Here is an 18,771-nt window from a genome sequence, read left to right as displayed (position 1 = left end):
TCCCCAGTATCGGACAATAGGTCGAAGGCTCCGTGAGGCTTCACTCATATACTGTTTCAGATGCGGTATCCTTTTTCTCATCCGTTTGCCGTCCGAGACGCTCGCTCAGACGCTGGATGACGAAGTAGAGACCGGGGGTGAGAATCAACCCAATCGTGGTCGCGGCAAGCATTCCGCCAAAGATCGTCACACCGACAGCCTGACGTGCACCGGCGCCCGCGCCCGAAGACAGGATAAGGGGAAGAATACCAAGTATGAACGATACGGCCGTCATCATGACGGCGCGGAAACGCTGCTCGGCTCCTGTACGGGCCGCTTCTGCGGCTGTCAGACCGGCCTCGCGTTTTTCCTTGGCGAACTCCACGATCAGGATCGCATTCTTTGCCGCCAGCCCGATCAGCAACACCATCGCGATCTGGACATAGAGGCTGTTCTGCAGCCCAAAGAATGTAAGAGCGGCAACAGCCCCCAGCAGCGCAGCACCCAGCGAAAGGATAACCACCGCTGGCAATGCCCAGCTTTCATATTGGGCAACAAGGAAGAGATAGGCGAAGAGGAAGGCAAGCGCGAAGACGATTACCTCCTGACCGCTGCTTCTGCTTTCCTGGAAAGACAGTCCCGACCACTCGTAACCATAGCCATCCGGGAGAGCTTCCGAAGCGACCTGTTCCATGGCCGCCATGGCCTGTCCGCTACTGGAGCCGGGAGCCGGGACAGCATTCACCTGCGCCGAAACCGAGAGGTTGTAGCGGGTGATGACGAAAGGCGCCAATACCGTGGTCAACGACACCACGCTCCGCAATGGCACCATGGTTCCGTTGCGACTTCTGACATGAAGTTTCAGAATATCCTCGCTATGCGCGCGGAAATCGGAATCGGCCTGAAGATTGACCTGAAACACACGGCCATTCAGCGTGAAATCATTGACATAGCGCGAGCCGAAATTCGCACCGATAGAGGCATAGATATCCGACACACTAAGGCCAAGGGCTTCCGCGCGGGCACGGTCCACATCGACATAGATCTGCGGCACATTCGCGTTGAACGTGGTTGCCGCACCACCGATTTCCGGTCGCCGGTTGAAGTAACCGAGCAAAGCGCTGGTCACCTGCGCTATTTCCTGCGGAGGCTGGCCCTGCAAGGCCTGCAGACGGAAATCAAGACCGCCAACAGCACCGATGCCCGCAATTGCAGGCGGTGCAAATACCGAGATATTTGCGCCCGGCACCTGCGAGAACTGCGCGCGCAAGGTGTTGATGATGTTGTTGAGCTGCAGCGCCTCCGTCTCACGATCTTCCCATGGTGTAAGAGCGGCAACCGCCATGGCGCCGTTGGGCGTGCTGGTCGACTGCAGGATGCTGAACCCGGCAACCGTTATGACATCCTGAACGCCTTCGGTCTCGCTCAGAACCTTACGCACATTCTCGACAATCAGGTTTGTGCGGTCGAGCGAGGCCGCACTTGGCAGCTGGATGTCGACAAAGAGCGCGCCCTGATCCTCGTCGGGCAAAAACGTCGCGGGAAGATTGACGAAAACGAAATAGGCCAACGCGAAACAGGCGACGATGCCGGCAACCGGCACTATCCAATATTTCACCAGAAAGCCGACGATCTTGCCGTAGCCGTTGCGGGTTTTCTCCATGAAGCTTGAAAACCAGGCCAGAGGACCGCGCTTGTAGCCTCCCTGACCGCGCTTGAGCAAAAGTGCCGCAAGTGCCGGACTGAGCGTCAGGGCCACGAATGACGAAAGGATCAGCGCCGACGAGATCGTGACTGCGAATTGCCGGTAGAGCTGCCCGCCAATGCCTTCCAGAAACGCCGTGGGCGTGACCACAGCCAGCAGAACCAGCGTTGTGGAAATAATCGGCCCGGTGATCTGATGCATCGCCTTGCGCGTGGCCTCGATGACCGAGATATCGGGCGTATCATCCAGCACGTGCTTGACGTTTTCCACGACCAGAATTGCGTCATCCACCACAAGCCCGATGGCGAGGACAAGCGCCAGCAGGGAAATCATGTTCAGCGAATAGCCAACGGCGAGCAGCACCGCGACCGCACCCAACATCGAGGCCGGAATGGCAAGCGCTGAAATGAGTGTTGCCCGCCAGTCCTGCAGAAAGATGAATGTAACCACGAGCACGATCACGAAAGCTTCGAACAATGTTCGCGCAGTCAGTTGCAGGCTGGCCTCGACAAACCGGGTCGCATCGTAGACGACATGATATTGCAGTCCCGAAGGAAATCTGGACGACAGACGTTCAAGCTCTGCCTGCACGGCAGTCGCGGTCTGGATCGCATTGGCATCGGGCGACTGGTTGATCTGCAGCATGGCCGACTCATGACCGGCAAAACTTGCGCGCGACGCATAGTTACGTGCGCCAAGTTCAAGACGTGCAATGTCGCGCAGAAACACTTTTGCTCCGTCCGCCCCGGTGCGGATGACAATGCCTCCAAATTCATCCGTATCGCGAAGCCGCCCTTGTGCCACCAGCGTATATTGTAGTTCGGTGCCCACCCGCATCGGCGGCGCACCAGCCTGCCCCAGCGTTGCCTGAATATTCTGACGCTGGATTGCCGCCGACACTTCATCGACGGTTATGCCCAGCGCATCCATTCTTTGCGGGTTGAGCCAGACGCGCATCGAATATTCGGATGCGCCCACAACACTCGCCTCGCCGACGCCGGGCACGCGCGAGATTGCATCGACAATTGTAGTCGTGGTGAAATTGGTGATCTCAAGCGCGTTGAGGCTATCGTCCGGCGAATAGAATGCAATGCCCAGCACGAAATCGGGCGAACGGGAACGGACCGACACGCCTTGCTGCGCCACTGCCGCGGGCAGTCGGGAAATCGCCAGTTGCGCCCGGTTTTGAACATTGATCTGCGCCAGTTCGGGATCAGTCCCGACTTCAAAAGTGACCGACAGCGAATACTGCCCGGCGTTGGAGCTGGTCGATGACATATACATCATGCCATCCACGCCATTGATTGCCGTTTCCAGCGGGCCACCGACAACGTCGGCAATTACCTCCGCACTCGCACCGGGATAGACCGCCGATACGTTCACTGTCGGCGGAGTAATCTGCGGATACTGCTGGATGGGCAATGAAAAGATCGCAATCGCACCGGCGATGGAAATGATGATCGAGATGACGATTGCGAGGCGGGTTCGTCGTATGAAGACTTCAGAAATCATTGCCCCACCCCTGCAGTACCGGAGATCGGGTCACGCGGGGATACGGCCTGCCCATCGGCGATGCGTTGCAAGCCCTCGACGACAATCGTTTCACCAGCCTTGAGGCCATCTGTAACCGACCAGCCATTGTCGATACGCGTGCCGGTCACGATCGCACGCCGGGAAACCGTATTACCCTCGTTGAGAACATAGACATATTTGCCCTGCCGGTCCTGCAACACGGAAGACATGGGAACTATCGGCAACTCACCAACCGTTTCATCCAGCAGATTGACGGCAACCACCTGCCCCGGAACCAGAATATGGTTGGGATTGGCGAACAGGGCGCGCACCGCCACTGTGCCGGTCTGCGCGCTCACTTCATTGTCGATGAACTGGATGTTTCCCCGCTCGCCATATTGCGTACCGTTGGCCAGCATCAAAGTCAGCTTGAAGCTTTCGGGATTGACCGTCCCGCCTCCTGCTTCCTTCTGGCGAATAGCAATCAGAGCGCGGTCCGTGATCGAAAACACAACACGCACGGGATCAAGCTGCACAATGCGCGCGAGCGGTCCCATGCCCGGGCCAACGAGGTTGCCGACGGTAAAGAGCGAGCGCCCTATTGTCCCGTTGATTGGTGATCTGACCTGCGTATAGGAGAGATTGAGCCGCGCATTGTTAAGCGCGGCTTCTGCGTTCCGCACATCCGCAGTCGCGATATCAAACGCTGCCTGTGCATCGTCGAGGGAAGCTTGCGAAGCGGTGTTACGGTTGGCGAGCGTCCGCGTTCGCGACAATGATTGCCGGGCAGCATTCTGGGCGGCTTCGGCACGTGCAACCTGTGCCTCAGCAGACATAACTGCCGCCTGCATCTGGTCCGGCTCAATTTCAAAGAGGAGATCGCCTGCCTTGACCGCAGCCCCCTGCTCGAACGCCTTTTCCTTCAGGAAACCGGTGATCCGCGCCTGAATATCAACAGCTTCAATCGCCTCGACCTGCCCGTTGAAACGAAGCGGTGCGGTCGCAGGTGCCAGTTCCACCTGGCGCACGATCACGGGAGGCGCTGCGCCAGTTGGAGCTTGCTGAGCCAGACTTGGCTGCAGAAGCAAAGGCGACAACACGGCTACAAAGGCAGCGTTCAAAGAACGACGAACGAGAGTCTTCTTCAATTGCGTGTCCTCCCTCCGGTCGGAAATCGACCGATCACTCACGCATTTCGGGTACTCAAGGCTATTCCGATATAGGCGACACCAGCGATCAGCAGTGCAATTCCCGCAATCGATCCTGATGGCAGGTCACGCGTCCAGGGCCATTTTACCACCAGTGCCGCGCTGGCAGTCCAGGCGATCAGGCCGGAAAGCGTAAACCACCACCAGCCGCTTGCCGGTTTGATTTTCCAGGATAGCGCCAGCTGAAGGAAACCATGCACAAACACCACGATGGCAATCAACAGAGTGATGGCAAGGGCACCCTTGAGCGGGTTCAGATAGATCATGATCCCGCCGACAAGCTCCACTGCTCCGGACAGTTCCTGCCAGACAAAGCCCGCCCAGCTTTTGACCCAGAGCGACTGGATTATCTTGACGACGCCGATAGCCACAAGGACGAGGCCAAACATCGTGCTGGCTGCGAATTCAGAGAACACAGGCAAGAACAGGCAAAGTATTCCGCCCGCCATAAGCAAAGCGCCGATCCCGAGAAAACCTTTCCATTTTCTCTGTTCGACAGTTTTGCGTTCCAATACCTGCAGTTGCTGAACGTCCATTATAGACCCCTCTATGTTAAAAGGGATGCGTTACTGCGAATGCGAAAGTATGTGCATGTTTCGATATAATAGTACAGCCCGAAGGCAACAAATTTAGTGGGCTACCGACCAATCGCCATCTTCCAGTTTCAACCAGCTTGTAGACGTGATGCTGGAACGCAAGCAGAGTTGCGCTACCAGCCCTTCGACCAGACGATCGTCTTCCTTGCCGGCGAATAGCGTCGCCTCGACCTCGACTTCATCGCTGCCTTCTATGTGGTGGCTTCGGATCGCGTGGAACCGGAGCTTCTTCAGATCTAGTGTCTGGATTAGCAACGCCCTCACAGAAATCTCGCTTTCCGCAGGACATCGGAACTTCACAAGATAGAATTGTTCGATTTCCGGCTCGACAAAGGAATAGCGGTTCACGAGAACCGCAATTTTTGGCAGCGAAACATTGAGGCAGACAATGAAAAATGCCGTCTCCACGGCAAGAAGCCACAGTCCATAACCGGTAAGAACGCCAACTGCCCCCGTGCTCCAGATCGTAGCTGCAGTACTCAGTCCCTTGATGCTTGCGCCATCCTTGATAATCAGCCCGGCACCGAGAAAGCCAATCCCCGTAACGACTTGCGAGCCCATTCTGAGATCGCCTTCAAGTCCAAGAGCGTAGGGTAGAGAAGCATAGGCTGCCGCGCCCAGCGCCACGAGGCCATGTGTGGCGAGACCGGAATGACGTTGTTTGATCTGACGTTCCAGCCCGATTGCAGAACCGAGCAGGAGTGCCAGACCGAGATTGACCATGATGGATGGGATTACGACGTCCGGCATGCAGTCCTCTTTATGCCTCGGACGACCAGGCGAGAAATCGCGCGGAAGCCACAAAGCTGAAAGCGATCACGATATTTTAATTGGCGTTACACTTGAGTGACGCAACCAAAGCCATTGTAGTAAACAGATGGCAGTATAGACATTATTTGGGGAGGTTAGGAAGTCTTCTCACATCAGCCTCATCATATTTTATTATAGTACTTGAATTATTTCATCTAAAGTAGTTTCATCAGTAAATTCCGTACGCATTCTTTCCTACATCGACTGAGGGGTCAGATAGCATGGGTTTGCTTGGAATACTGCTCGGACTAGCTCTACTCATGTGGTTTGCCTATCGCGGCTGGAGTGTGCTTCTGCTTTCTCCTGTAGCAGCACTGCTCGCCGCGCTCATTTCCGGTGAACCTCTTCTGGCGAACTGGACATCGACCTTCATGGGCGGGACGGCCAGTTTCGTCGGCCGATGGTTTCCACTCTTTCTGCTCGGTGGCATTTTTGGAAAGTTGATGGACGATAGCGGCTCCATCACGTCCATCGCGAAGTATCTGACTGAGAAACTGGGCGTAAAACGCACCATGCTTTCCGTCGTGCTTGCATCGGCAGTCGTCACCTATGGTGGTGTCAGCGTGTTTGTCGCCTTTTTCGTGCTGGTTCCCATGGCACGTGAAATGTTCAAGGCGGCCAATATTCCTGCGCGGCTGATGCCAGCCGCCATCGGGCTTGGTGCTTTTACTTTCACCATGTCGGCAATGCCGGGCACGCCCTCCACGAACAATGCTATTCCGATGCCCTATTTTGAAACCACGACCTTTGCGGCACCGGGGCTTGGGATCATCGCATCCATCATCACACTGGCCTTCGGCATGTGGTGGCTGCAGCGCGCCGAAGCTAAGGCGCGGGCCGCAGGCGAAAACTATGTCGACGACACTGGCGATCTCGAAATCACAGAGAAAGTTAGAGAACAATCAACATTGTCGGGCGATTTCGATCCGGCCGAATTCGAACACGGCGCACGTCCCGACAATCAGCCGCCGTTTTTCTTTGCGGTTCTGCCCCTGCTTGTGGTCATCGTCGTCAATTTCCTGATGGCGCTCATCATCCTGCCCCGTATCGATTTCTCGTTTCTGGAACAGGAACCATGGGGAATCGATGTTGGCTCCTCGATCGGCCTGTGGGCAGTTCTGATCGCACTGGCAGCGGCTATCCTGACCCTGATAGCAGTCAATTTCGGGCGACTGCGGGCAATCCGGGAAAGCCTCGACGCAGGCGCCAACTCCTCAGTTCTGCCGATCCTCACCATTGCAAGCCTCGTCGGCTTTGGCGCAGTCGTGGCGGCAATGCCTGCTTTTGCGGTGGTTCGCGACGCAGTGCTTGAAGTACCGGGCGGCCCGCTTGTGTCGCTGGTCGTCGCCATGAACGCGCTCGCAGCCCTCACCGGAACGGCATCCGGCGGCATGGCCATCGCGCTCAATGCGCTGGGTGAAGAGTATATGCGGCTCGCGATCCAGTACGGGATCAATCCAGAACTCATGCACCGCCTGACCGTCATCAGCGCCGGTACGCTGGATGCGCTGCCGCATAATGGAACGGTGCTGCTACTTCTACAGATCAGCAAACAGACCCACGCATCGAGCTATTTCGACATGGTCATGACCGTGATTGTCGGTGTGATCATCTCGCTCGTCGCGGTTTTCGTGCTGGGATCAATGTTTGGTTCCTTCTGAGCATGGCCATTGTTGTTGAAAGGAAGTTGAAATGAAAAGGACTTCTCTCCTGATTGCCGTCCTGCTCTCCTTGATGGCGAGCCCTGCATTCGCGCATCTCAATCCCGCAGAGCACGGTTCGTTCGCCGCAGGGTTTACACATCCCCTCTCCGGTGCCGATCACATACTTGCAATGGTTGCCGTCGGTCTTTGGGCTTCAATGCTTGGTGGACGCGCACTCGTCGTCGTTCCCTTGAGCTTTGTCGGTGTCATGCTTCTGGGATTCGTGGCAGCGCTTGGCGGAGTATCACTCCCCTATGTCGAACCGGTCATCCTTGCGTCAGTGATAGTGCTTGGCCTCCTTGTCGCCATGGCATTCCGCGCATCGACCCTGACGGCGGCACTTATCGTCGGCTTCTTTGCATTCTTCCATGGCTATGCTCATGGCGGAGAAATCGGCAGCGCTGCGTTTCTTTCCTATGGCGCCGGGTTTGCTCTTGCGACGGCATTGCTCCACGCGGCAGGCATTGGTGTCGGTCTTGCAGCAGGTCGCCTGCTGCAGGGGCGCACGGGACAGATAGTGATGCGAATAGCTGGCGGCTTTGCTACCCTGAGCGGACTCTACCTTATGGCCGGGTGATGTGAGCATCATCTTGCTGGATCATTCGAAGAGACACGCTGAAGCTGATATTGAACATGATGGGTCAGTGCCGGAAATGCCTATGCATTCTCCGGCGCTGCCTATGCTGCATCTCATGCGGCTTGTCAGTCCCAGCCAGCCAGTTGGCGCGTTTTCCTATTCGCGCGGCCTCGAATGGGCCGTGCATACGGGAACAGTGACGAACGAGGAAAGTTGTGCCGGGTGGGTTTTCGGCCTTCTTGAACACAGTTACGCTGCGCTTGATGGCGCGATTTTCTGGCGCATGATTTCGGCTTTGATGCGAAACGATGACGCCGAATTCTGCCGCCTGAATGACTGGCTTGGAGCAAGTCGCGAAAGCAGCGAACTTGAGCTTGAAGATCGCCGCATGGGCGAATCCCTGCTCACTCTACTGTCGGAACTTGGTGTCGAACGGGCCCGTAGTTTCGCTTCGGAACAGCGAGCCACCTATCCCGCAGCTTTCTCCATTGCAGCATGTCACTGGAATATCGACCCCGTCGATGCGCTACGCGGTCTCATGTGGAGCGTGGTTGAAAGCCAGATCATGGCTGCAATCCGTCTCGTCCCGCTTGGCCATACGGCGGGCCAGAGGATACTTATCGCCGGAGCAGCGAAGATTGAACGGGCCGTCGAAAAGGCCCGGACGCTGAATGACGACGAAATCGGTAATACGGCTCCCGCGCTGGCCATGGCCAGTGCCTGGCACGAGACACAATATAGCCGCCTATTCCGGTCGTGAGTGAAGCGTTTCACGGTATCGCTTGAGATTGTCCTCTGCCGAAGTCGCATCAGCCGGCGCGACCGGCACCAGCGCCTTGAAAGCATACTGACCGATCAGCATGACCCAGGTGACGAGCACGAATGTCGAGGTCAGCACCGGCATTCCAATCGGCTTCAGGAATATGGCGACCGAAGCCCAAAGCCATGTGGCCACGATGGCGCCGAAGATTGCGTAAAGAAAACTGCTCCAGCTGAAAACAAGGAAGAAGCCGCCGAGCGCAATTGCCGTCAACGCCGCGTTATAACCGAAGAGCCCATCGCGAATGGCGCCTTCCGGACCACCGAAGGCGGCGGCAACCACAGCTCCGGTTACGGCTCCCAGAAGCCCCATCAATGCGCTTATTCGCGAATGGATCGCGATACCGGCAAGGATGATGTAACCGGTGATCCAGTTATCCTGAAAGAATATCTGCCCGATGGCAGTGCCGATGCCCATGTACCAGGTCGGAAGCACATAAGGGACGGCGTAGGAAAACTGTTCCGGCGATACCGGCTTTGCCATCGGACCGGCATCTATGGCATCGAATTTGAGTATCGCGAACAGAAAGAGCCAGCCGACGAGTACGAATGGCATTGTCAGGGGTGCCACCTTGTGCGGCCCCAGAAGCGTAGCGATACTGGCGAAAGCCATGGTGGAGAAAGCGGCGCCACAGATGAGATAGATCGTCATGGCGGGCGACGGCAGTGCGCCGCTGCGGAAATCCGCACTGGTAAACGCTATCAGCGCAAGGGCGACCAGAGCGCCGTTGAACCCGAACAAGCCATCCCGGATCAGCCCCTTGTCAGCCTTGAGGATGATTGCCGTCAGCGTGCTGGCAACAACGCCAAGCACGCAGATGAAAGCATAAATCCAGGAATTGACCAGAATGGCGAACAAAATGACCAGCCCCGACAGAGGATTGTTCTGGAACACCACCTGCCCGATACCGCGCAGCGTCCAATCAACAAACCCCAGAGAAGGATGATCCTGCAAGGCATTGAGCTGCATGGATTTATTCCCCGTCTTTCGTGATCTATTTTCCGCTGACTAGAGCATTTTCTGTTTTGATTGAATCACCGGAAAAACTCTATCTCTTTGTTTTTACGTATGTCTCCCGAAACCGGTTCCCACTTTCGGGAGACATGCTCTAAAACAGAAAATAACGCTGCGCCATCGGCAGAACGTCAGCCGGTTCGCACGTGATCAGTTCACCGTCCACCCGCACCTGATAGCTCTGCGGATCGACCTCCAGTTTGGGTGTAAGCCCGTTATGGATCATGTCCTTTTTGCGGATCGACCGGATGCCCTTCACCGCAACCAGTTGCTTGCTGAGTTTCAGCTTCTCGCCGATGCCGTCATCCAGCGCCGCTTTCGAGACGAAGGTGACGCCGGTGGAACCAAGCGCCCGGCCCAATACCCCATACATTGGCCGATAATGAACCGGCTGGGGCGTCGAGATCGATGCGTTTGGGTCGCCCATCGGTGCAATCGCAATCATGCCGCCGATCATGACGAGGCTCGGTTTCACGCCGAAGAATTCCGGCTTCCACAACACCAGATCGGCCCGTTTTCCGACTTCGATTGAGCCGATCTCATGGGCAAACCCGTGTGTGATTGCAGGATTGATCGTATATTTGGCGACATAACGTTTGGCGCGGAAATTGTCATTCCGGCTGCTGTCCTGGCTCAGCGGGCCTCGCTGCACCTTCATCTTGTGAGCAGTTTGCCAGCAACGCAGCGTCGTTTCACCGATACGGCCCATGGCTTGAGAATCCGACGACATCATCGAAAACACGCCCAGATCATGGAGAATGTCTTCGGCGGCGATGGTTTCGCGCCGGATGCGGGATTCCGCGAATGCCACATCCTCGGGGATTTTCGGGCTGAGATGGTGACAGACCATCAGCATATCGAGATGTTCATCGACCGTGTTGATGGTGTAGGGGCGGGTCGGATTGGTTGAGGACGGCAGGATATTTTCTTCGCCCGCCGCTGTGATGATATCCGGCGCATGGCCGCCACCTGCACCTTCCGTATGGAAACTGTGGATGGTGCGGCCTTTCATGGCAGCAAAGGTATCCTTGACGAACCCGCTCTCGTTCAGCGTATCCGTATGGATAGCCACCTGAATGTCTTCCTCATCGGCAACGTTCAGGCAATTATCGATGGCGGCTGGCGTGGTTCCCCAGTCCTCATGCAGCTTCAGGCCGACAGCACCGGCTCTGATCTGCTCGCGAAGCGGTTCCGGCTTGCTTGCATTGCCTTTGCCGAGCAGTCCCACATTGATCGGAAGCGCTTCGACGGCCTCAAGCATGCGATGGATAGCCCATGGCCCCGGTGTAACCGTGGTTGCTAGCGTGCCGACCGTCGGCCCCGTTCCGCCGCCAACCAAAGTCGTTGTACCGCTAGCCAGAGCTTCTTCGGCCTGTTGCGGCGCAATGAAGTGAATATGGGTGTCGATACCGCCAGCGGTGAGAATCTTGCCTTCGCCTGCAATGACGTCGGTCGCCGGTCCGACGATAATGTCGACGCCGGGCTGAATATCGGGATTACCGGCCTTGCCGATCCCTGAGATACGACCTTCCTTGATGCCGACATCGGCTTTGATGATGCCCCAATAGTCAAGAATGATGACATTGGTGATGACCAGATCGGCGGTTTCGGACGAGGGTCGTTGCCCCTGCCCCATACCGTCGCGAATGACCTTGCCGCCGCCGAAGGTTACTTCTTCGCCATAGATGCAGCGATCTTCCTCGACCTCGATGATGAGCTCTGTATCGGCCAGACGCAAACGGTCACCCTTGGTCGGGCCATACAGTTCGGCATAGGCCTGTCTTGAGATCCTTCCCATCTGTCCCTCCTAGAGTTTTCCGTCGATTTTTGCGTTGAAGCCATACACTTCCCGGTTGCCATCCAGCGCTACCAGTTCGACTTCTCGATCCTGTCCCGGCTCGAACCGCACCGCAGTTCCGGCCGGAATATTGAGCCGGAAACCTCTCGTCTGCTCCCGGTCGAAGGCAAGCGCTTCGTTCGTTTCATAGAAATGATAATGCGATCCAACCTGTATCGGCCTGTCGCCCGTGTTCTCCACGGCGATGGTGCGCGTTTCGCGACCATTGTTGAGGTCGATCGACCCTTCTTCGATGAAATATTCACCCGGTATCATGATCGTCTCCTGAGACGCATCCCGAAAGACGTGAAACGTTTCGGACAAGATGCGCATAAAAACAAAAACTCAGAGCGTTTCCGAAGATTTAGGGAATGCTCTACGGAATTGGGTTGTGAACGGTCACAAGCTTGGTGCCGTCAGGAAAGGTGGCTTCCACCTGAATGTCGTGGATCATTTCAGGCACACCCTCCATCACCTCATCGCGGGTGAGAAGCGTGGCACCGTAGGACATGAGTTCCGCAACTGTCTTGCCGTCACGGGCCCCCTCCAGAATTTCGGCGGAGATGTAAGCCACAACTTCCGGGTAGTTAAGTTTCACCCCTCGGGCTCTCCGTCGCTCCGCAACCAATGCTGCGGTGAAAATCAGAAGTTTGTCCTTTTCACGTGGCAATAGTTCCATTTGTAGGCCCTCTCCAAAGTGAGTTATGTTGCCCAGATGCGTGGCGCAGCTGCCGGTTTCCCCAGTCCGGTTTCGCGCAGAACTTCCCAGGCTTTTCGAAACAGTGTCTTGGCTTCCGTCATGCGCCCGCCGAGATAGCGACAGACGATCACCCGCTCGAGCCGCGACACCGAGAACAGATTTCTGGCTGCATCGCCGACCGCTTCGCGAATAGCGTGAAGCGCGCTTTCATCTGCCGGACCGGCATAAACCATCGTCGCGACAATCGGTTTTGCGCAGAAGGCAAAAGCGGCATTCAGCGCCGGGTCGGCGCCATGAAGGCGAAACTGCTCGAACCAGATCGGCTTGCCATCCCTGAATATTTCGACCCTTTGACGGACTTCGCCAGTGTCAAAACTTTCCTGACAGGCCGGCCGTCCAAGACTGATAATGTCCCACCCCAGATAGACCGCATCTCCACTCAGGAATACTTTCGTGCCTATGGAAGCCTTTGCGCCATCAAAAACGATTGTTTCCTGCGGGAGATATTCGCATATGCCGCCCTCACCCACATCGATCCTGGTCGTCTGGGTACTCTGGCCCCTCTCGCTGCGATAGAATTTGGTAGCGCCGGGCGTCGTTAGAACGGTTCTGGCGCCACGTCCTAAAAAACAAGAAATATCAAGGACATCGTCACCAGCCACGCCACCGGGTGGATGAAGAAGATAGACGTGCGCACTGCCATCCTTTTCAGGATAGAACGGTTGTTGCACCGCAAGTGGCCCCACATGGCGTCGCCGCATGAGCCGCGTCACTTCGCGATTATGCTCGAACCGCAGTTCAAGCTCGGCATGCCAACCCGTGCTCATCGACGATTGCCACCTCTATGTTCTCAGGGAACTACGATGCGTTATCGATACCGAACAATAAAACCAAGGCAGGATGAAATATTCAGGCAGATTAACTCGCTGGATCACTATAGACAAGTTCAATTATAGACTTGAGTGATGCACCATCAACTTGTTCAGTCGTGAGCCGCACAAGAATCTTAACCTAGTTTATCATTGAGGGTCCACTGTCACGGTGTGGTGCCCCTATCGTGAACCCAGGCGATCAATCACACGTGCAGGCAGATGAAGGGCCAGCGAGGCCTGTTCGAATGTACCCTGCCCGGCGGCGATGAAAGTATCATCCATGCCTGCATATTCATCTGTAATAAGTCGGCGCAGCAGATAGCCCGAACCCAGAAACTTGATCCGCGTGTTCGAGCTGGCAAACAGACTATGACCACCGCTATCAACCTGAGAAATATCAAGAACCTGAATATTCTTGTTCTGCAGGAAAGCTATATCAAAGCCGCTACCGACCCGCGGCGCCCCACCTGCCAGTCTGCGCGAGATATCGAGAGCCCGATCACGCCGGGATACGACAATCGTGAAAGGCTGAGGCAAATAGTCGATATCATCAATCTGGCTGCGAAAAAGATCCGGATCGAGATCGGGAGCTGCAAGCAGCACCCCCTTGATGCGCTTCAACACGTTAAGGCGTTTATCTGCAGACAGTGTGCGCAAGGCTTCCATAACGACGACAGCGCCCATCGAATGGCCGACAATGACGATGCCGTTGGCTTTTGTCTGTGCTGCAAGTTCGAGTGTTTCCGCCAGTCCCCTACGCGCGATGATCGCACTGTCGCGATCGTAGAGATATCGCGTAAATGCCGCAGCGGATGCCCATGAAAAATGAACAGGCACCGAGGAGACATCATAGTCGTGGACAATCTGCGCATTGCGGAAAAGTCCCTCGGCAAAGTTGTTGTTATAGCCGTGGACGAAAACGAATATCTCACGCTGTGCTGCCGGGCGGCTTGCAAGACGCCGGTTCAACTCCCGGATCATGGCTTGTCGATCAGGCAACGGTGCATAGTTTGAGGCTATGAAATTCCTTCGGGGATCAGGTTTGCCCGACGCAGTCTCTACATTTCCCGGACGGTGCGTTTCCGGGATGTGCACGTCAATCGTCGAGAAGTTCAGTACTTGAGACCTGTCGCGCGAATAGGCGATACTGGGATCGTCTATTCGCTCGCGTACGGTCGCAACCGTAAACGGAACCACCACTTTGGAAAGGGTCTGGTCAGACACATCCATTCCCAGACCAGTGACAGCCCTGTTTCCGGCGCATCCCACTGCGACAAGCAGAACAAATGCGAGGATGAAAATCTGCTTCAAATCATGCCCTCGCTCGATAATCGAGGCAAAACGGCCACGTTGTCGCGATGGTGTCGCATCGCCGGTTTCTGGGCAACACCGCATTTATGAGGTTGTCGGCAACGCTCCCTCGAGTGCTTCCTTGAGGCGCTTTTCCTGTTCTAGAGACAAGGACGTTTTCAGGACCCTGCCGCGCAGGTCAGGGAAATCGGCCATTACCCTATCCCACTGGATTTTGCGCAGGAGAACGAACAAGGCGGACGAATTCTCCGGGATGGTTTCGCCAAGAGACACGATGAACTTGTCATCGATGCCGTAATCGGCGAGCGAACCCGACAAGGCTCCGGCGCCTGCCCCTACAGCGCCACCAAGCGCCATGCCGGCAAGCGGATTGAGGAAAATAAGCCCTACCAGCCCGCCCCAGATCGCTCCGGAAAGCAGCCCCGATCCAGCGCCCATGGCGGGCAGATTATATTTCTGCTTGAGATGAACCTTGCCCTGTTCATCCCTGACGACAATCACGGCGTCCTCAAGATCGACGAGATATTCCTTCTGAAGCTGATTGAGTTTCAAAAGAACAGCATCCGCCTCTCCTACCGTATCAAATCCAATAACAACCAGTTCTGACACAACCGTGCTCCTTTCCTCGACAAGTCTGAAATGAGGATATCACATGGATCAGCGACGCCATCTCACCGTGCGAACATTGGTAATTCTGCCGTCTCTGGCCCGAACCGTTACATCGTAAGTTCTACGAGACCGATCAGCCCGATACAGAAAATGACTCCCGCGGCAATCGAGTGCGCGAACATTGCGAAAACCGCGCATTCTCAGCAATCGGACACCTTCGGAACACCGTATCCTGTGTCCGTTGTTGATCCGCACGCCCACTGTAACCGAATAGCTCTGGCTGAAAGCCGGAACCGTCTCGGCAACGGTTCCAATCGTAAAAATGGCAGTGAATGCAAGAATAGCCCCGATCGAATGCAGCTTCATGTCCCCTCCAAAGTAACAAAGAACCACAACTCACAAGCCGAACCTGTTCGCCGGTTTCATGATTGGCGACAGGCATAAAAAGTCCCGAAGCGGATGAACAGGTTCGGGAAAATGTCATGAAAACAAACTTTTGGAGCGCCTATCTGATACAATCAGATCGAGAGACGCTCCAGATATCCAATGCATAGATGCGGCACAGCCGCATCAGGACCGCAAGTCTCTATTCCAAAACCGGTTCCCGCTTGCGGGAGACATGCTCTAGCGGCAACGTGCTTCGTAAATACGGCCGTGCTGATCGCGATAGCGGCAGTACTGAACGCCATTACGGGTCTGTGCGACGCCTACGAGCGTACCTGCGGCTGCACCGATGGCTGCGCCGGTGAGCGCGCCACGCGTGTCACCTCCAATGGCAGCTCCGGCAAGCCCGCCAATCGCGGCACCGCCAACACCATAGCCGGCTGTTCTTCTTTCGTCGGTTGTGCACCCGCTCGCAGTGGCGCCAATTACGGCCATCGTCAAGACACTGTACAGGATCATTCTCATAGAAATATCCTTCCCATTTTGATTATGCCCATTCCCAGATATTACATAGGCTGCATCTTGAAAGGTCAAGGCACCCGCTTGAGACCCGATTACTGGTTCTTCCATCGTAAAACTTTCAACGTTATTCGCGGGAAAAGCCGAATATTTCGGCAAACCAGCTGGTAGCGGAATATCGCGCGCAGAAAGTCAGGGCGACGATTGTGATCGGCACGCCGATAAAAGCTCCGAAGACACCCCAGAGCGAGCCCCAGGCGAACACGGAAAAGAGCGTTGCAAACGGCGACAGGGAAATTGTCTTTCCCGTCAATCGAGGCTCTATCACGCTTCCGATGACAGATTGTATGATGTTCAAACCGACAAAGACCGCGAGCACCCATTGCCAGCTGGCAAAGTGTGTGAAGGCAAACGCGGTAATAAAGAGCGTGGCGACCAGCGGGCCGAGGAAAGGGATGAAATTCAGGATGAACGCGACAAATCCCCAGGTTTCGGCAAATGGTAAACCGATCAAACGGGTTAGAAGCCAGACAAACGAACCAGTCGCAAGGCTCATCAAAGCCCTAAGCAGCATATAGAACCGGATTTTTGTAGCTGCTGACTGGCTGGCACGCAGGAATGAATTTGCAGCCTCCCGATTTTTCAGCTGCTTGATCCGCGCGCGAAACTCATCGGTTTCGGCAAGCCCCAACAGGACATAGACCAGAGCCACGAGCCAGAAACTGAATGTATTGTTGAGGCGGCTTCCTATCGATTGAAGCATCCGCAAAGTCCAGCTTACGCTGAAATTCTCCGACCACAGAACTGAAGCCGCGATACCATGCCCCTCAAGCCAGATTTTAAGCTGCTCATAGAGGAGCTGATACCGAACTGCATCGATCAATATGCGGCGACCGACCTGCCCGACTGTCCACGCGAGCAGCCAGCCAAAACCGAGCAGAAGGAAAACCACCAGAAGAAAAGTGATCACCAATGCAAGATAGCGCGACATGAGCGATGAAAGTCTGCGCTGGACCGGCCAGACGAGCATAATGATAAACAATGCAAAAACGACCGGCGCAAATACCGCGCCGCCGTAATGGAGCAATGCAATCAGGACGCATCCTGCAATCAGGATCAGGGTTGCATTGCCAGCCTTCAGCATAAAACCTCCCCATCCCCAGCCAAGAAATCAACTCATGATTTCAGGGTATTCTTGTGAATTTGACCGTCTTTCATGACGACCGCCAGCGTCTGTTCCGGCTTTTCAAGCACATGAATATCATCTAGCGGATTTTCGTTCAGAACCAGAAGATCGGCGAAAGCGCCCGGTTCCACGAGGCCGAGCTTGCCGGGATAAGGATTGCGCAGATTGGAAAGGGCGAGCAATTCCGCATTGACCGATGTAGCCGCACGAAGCACTTCCGCATTTGAATACCACTGGCTCAAATGGGTCAGCATGAAATTCTGGCGCGGGGTCAATGCGGGTGAGAACAGAACGTCTGAACCCCAGGCGGTCTTTATCCCGTATTTGCGCGCGAACTCGTAAATCCTTGGCGTGCCTGCGAAAAGCTGCTGAATCCGTTCGGCGCCTGGCCCTGTCTGTGACGCCGCATCCTCCATCGTCAGGAAAGGCTGCATGCTCAACCAGACACTCTTTTCCGCAAACATGCGCGCAGTTTCCTCATCCATCAGGTGCGCATGTTCGACACATGCAACACCAGCTCTGATAGACCGCTGGACCGTATTCGACGCATAGGCATGGACCGTGACATAGGTGTTCCAGTCCTTTGCCACATCGACCGCCGCGCGAATTTCGTCCTCACTGAATGTCGACATGTCAAGCGGACTGCGCGGCGAGGACACACCGCCGCCAGCAACGATCTTGATCTGCGAGGCGCCCTGCAACAGCTGCTCGCGCACACGAAGCTTCAAGCTGCCTGAATCATCGACGATTGCTGAAGCCCCCATCAATTCACCAGTGCTAAGTTTGCCCCCGTCGCGCGGAATTTCCGTTGGCAGCCTCAGATCACCATGACCGCCGGTAGTCGTTATCATCGCACCTGCGGGAAAGATGCGCGGGCCGGAGATGACCCCCGTATCGATCGCGCGCTTGAACGAGAAAGTCGGCCCGCCCATATCGCGCACCGTCGTAAAACCGCGCAGAAGCGTGCGTTCTGCTTCTGCCGTAGACGCTGCGAAAATTATACCCAGATCTCCCTCGAGAAGCACCGGCAGCGGCACCGCCGCATAAACGGCGTGCCAGTGCGCGTCGATCAGACCCGGCATCAGCACGCGGTCGCCGCAGTCGATGACCGTCGCGCCTTCGGGCGGAGCACTGTTTGTCGTATCGACAGCAGCGATGCGATTGCCCTCGACCAGAACCTGCACACCGGATTTCAGAGTGTCCGCCTTGCCGTCGAAAAGCCGCGCCCGCGTCAGGAGAGTTTTAGGAGACTGTGCGAAAGAGCGATCCGCGATCATCGTTGCCGCAGCTGTCGCCGCCGCTCCTGCAAGAAAATGTCTTCGCGATAATCGGTCCAGACGCCGGGAAACCTGTTGCAACATGGGGGTGGAACAACCGCAGCTGTCACCGTGAATGAAATGCTGATATTTTCCACCCAGTCTAAACATGG

The 18,771-nt window shown here is 55.8% G+C and carries 17 protein-coding genes; 3 read left to right on the top strand and 14 right to left on the bottom strand.

Features of this window, described 5'->3' with window-relative positions:
* Positions 1 to 40: 40 nt before the first annotated feature.
* From CES86_RS19155 to CES86_RS19140, 4 genes are all read right to left on the bottom strand, one after another.
* Positions 41 to 3,196, bottom strand: a complete 3,156-nt coding sequence (locus CES86_RS19155; protein WP_094515098.1) for an efflux RND transporter permease subunit — start codon at positions 3,194 to 3,196, stop codon at positions 41 to 43.
* Entirely contained in the window at positions 3,193 to 4,344 is a 1,152-nt protein-coding gene (locus CES86_RS19150) for an efflux RND transporter periplasmic adaptor subunit (protein ID WP_029925030.1), read from the bottom strand. The genes CES86_RS19155 and CES86_RS19150 overlap by 4 nt, the downstream gene beginning before the upstream one ends.
* Before the next feature lie 38 nt (positions 4,345 to 4,382).
* Entirely contained in the window at positions 4,383 to 4,940 is a 558-nt protein-coding gene (locus CES86_RS19145) for an HdeD family acid-resistance protein (protein ID WP_010661160.1), read from the bottom strand.
* A 93-nt stretch (positions 4,941 to 5,033) separates the two neighbouring features.
* Positions 5,034 to 5,750 (bottom strand): MgtC/SapB family protein, encoded by a 717-nt coding sequence (locus tag CES86_RS19140; protein ID WP_010661159.1) that lies wholly within the window; start codon positions 5,748 to 5,750, stop codon positions 5,034 to 5,036.
* Positions 5,751 to 6,031: 281 nt separating this feature from the next.
* Between CES86_RS19140 and CES86_RS19135 the strand changes: the two genes are divergently transcribed.
* From CES86_RS19135 to CES86_RS19125, 3 genes are all read left to right on the top strand, one after another.
* Positions 6,032 to 7,471, top strand: a complete 1,440-nt coding sequence (locus CES86_RS19135) for a GntP family permease (RefSeq protein ID WP_010661158.1) — start codon at positions 6,032 to 6,034, stop codon at positions 7,469 to 7,471.
* A 31-nt stretch (positions 7,472 to 7,502) separates the two neighbouring features.
* A complete protein-coding gene (locus CES86_RS19130; RefSeq protein ID WP_010661157.1) occupies positions 7,503 to 8,090 on the top strand; it encodes a HupE/UreJ family protein in 588 nt (195 codons plus the stop codon).
* A gap of 76 nt (positions 8,091 to 8,166) precedes the next feature.
* The gene (locus tag CES86_RS19125) at positions 8,167 to 8,850 is read left to right on the top strand and encodes an urease accessory protein UreF (RefSeq protein WP_029925031.1); all 684 of its coding nucleotides are present in this window, start codon (positions 8,167 to 8,169) and stop codon (positions 8,848 to 8,850) included.
* Here the strand turns inward: CES86_RS19125 and CES86_RS19120 are convergent.
* The 10 genes from CES86_RS19120 to CES86_RS19070 form a co-directional block, all read right to left on the bottom strand.
* Positions 8,836 to 9,879 carry an urea transporter gene (locus tag CES86_RS19120; protein ID WP_010661155.1) on the bottom strand — a complete coding sequence of 348 codons (1,044 nt, stop codon included), beginning with the start codon at positions 9,877 to 9,879 and terminating at the stop codon, positions 8,836 to 8,838. The two genes, CES86_RS19125 and CES86_RS19120, sit on opposite strands and share 15 nt — an antisense overlap.
* Before the next feature lie 139 nt (positions 9,880 to 10,018).
* Positions 10,019 to 11,722 (bottom strand): urease subunit alpha, encoded by a 1,704-nt coding sequence (gene ureC / locus CES86_RS19115; protein WP_029925032.1) that lies wholly within the window; start codon positions 11,720 to 11,722, stop codon positions 10,019 to 10,021.
* Between the two features lie 9 nt (positions 11,723 to 11,731).
* The gene (locus tag CES86_RS19110; RefSeq protein ID WP_094515126.1) at positions 11,732 to 12,037 is read right to left on the bottom strand and encodes an urease subunit beta; all 306 of its coding nucleotides are present in this window, start codon (positions 12,035 to 12,037) and stop codon (positions 11,732 to 11,734) included.
* A 100-nt stretch (positions 12,038 to 12,137) separates the two neighbouring features.
* Positions 12,138 to 12,440 carry an urease subunit gamma gene (gene ureA / locus CES86_RS19105; protein WP_010661152.1) on the bottom strand — a complete coding sequence of 101 codons (303 nt, stop codon included), beginning with the start codon at positions 12,438 to 12,440 and terminating at the stop codon, positions 12,138 to 12,140.
* A 23-nt stretch (positions 12,441 to 12,463) separates the two neighbouring features.
* A complete protein-coding gene (locus CES86_RS19100; RefSeq protein ID WP_029925034.1) occupies positions 12,464 to 13,288 on the bottom strand; it encodes an urease accessory protein UreD in 825 nt (274 codons plus the stop codon).
* A 225-nt stretch (positions 13,289 to 13,513) separates the two neighbouring features.
* Positions 13,514 to 14,644: an alpha/beta hydrolase gene (locus tag CES86_RS19095; protein WP_374828159.1), complete on the bottom strand. Its 1,131-nt coding sequence runs from the start codon at positions 14,642 to 14,644 to the stop codon at positions 13,514 to 13,516.
* A gap of 84 nt (positions 14,645 to 14,728) precedes the next feature.
* On the bottom strand, positions 14,729 to 15,253 hold the full coding sequence (locus CES86_RS19090) for a DUF1269 domain-containing protein (RefSeq protein WP_010661149.1): 525 nt from the start codon (positions 15,251 to 15,253) through the stop codon (positions 14,729 to 14,731).
* Positions 15,254 to 15,877: 624 nt separating this feature from the next.
* Complete coding sequence (locus CES86_RS19080; RefSeq protein WP_012092279.1) at positions 15,878 to 16,162, bottom strand: glycine zipper 2TM domain-containing protein; 285 nt, start codon at positions 16,160 to 16,162, stop codon at positions 15,878 to 15,880.
* 121 nt (positions 16,163 to 16,283) lie between these two features.
* On the bottom strand, positions 16,284 to 17,300 hold the full coding sequence (locus CES86_RS19075) for an AI-2E family transporter (protein ID WP_029925036.1): 1,017 nt from the start codon (positions 17,298 to 17,300) through the stop codon (positions 16,284 to 16,286).
* Positions 17,301 to 17,332: 32 nt separating this feature from the next.
* Positions 17,333 to 18,769: a metal-dependent hydrolase family protein gene (locus CES86_RS19070; RefSeq protein ID WP_029925037.1), complete on the bottom strand. Its 1,437-nt coding sequence runs from the start codon at positions 18,767 to 18,769 to the stop codon at positions 17,333 to 17,335.
* Positions 18,770 to 18,771 lie beyond the last annotated feature (2 nt).

The sequence above is a fragment of the Brucella lupini genome (assembly GCF_002252535.1).
Lineage (GTDB): Bacteria > Pseudomonadota > Alphaproteobacteria > Rhizobiales > Rhizobiaceae > Brucella > Brucella anthropi.
This window is presented reverse-complemented; position numbering and strand designations above follow the sequence as displayed.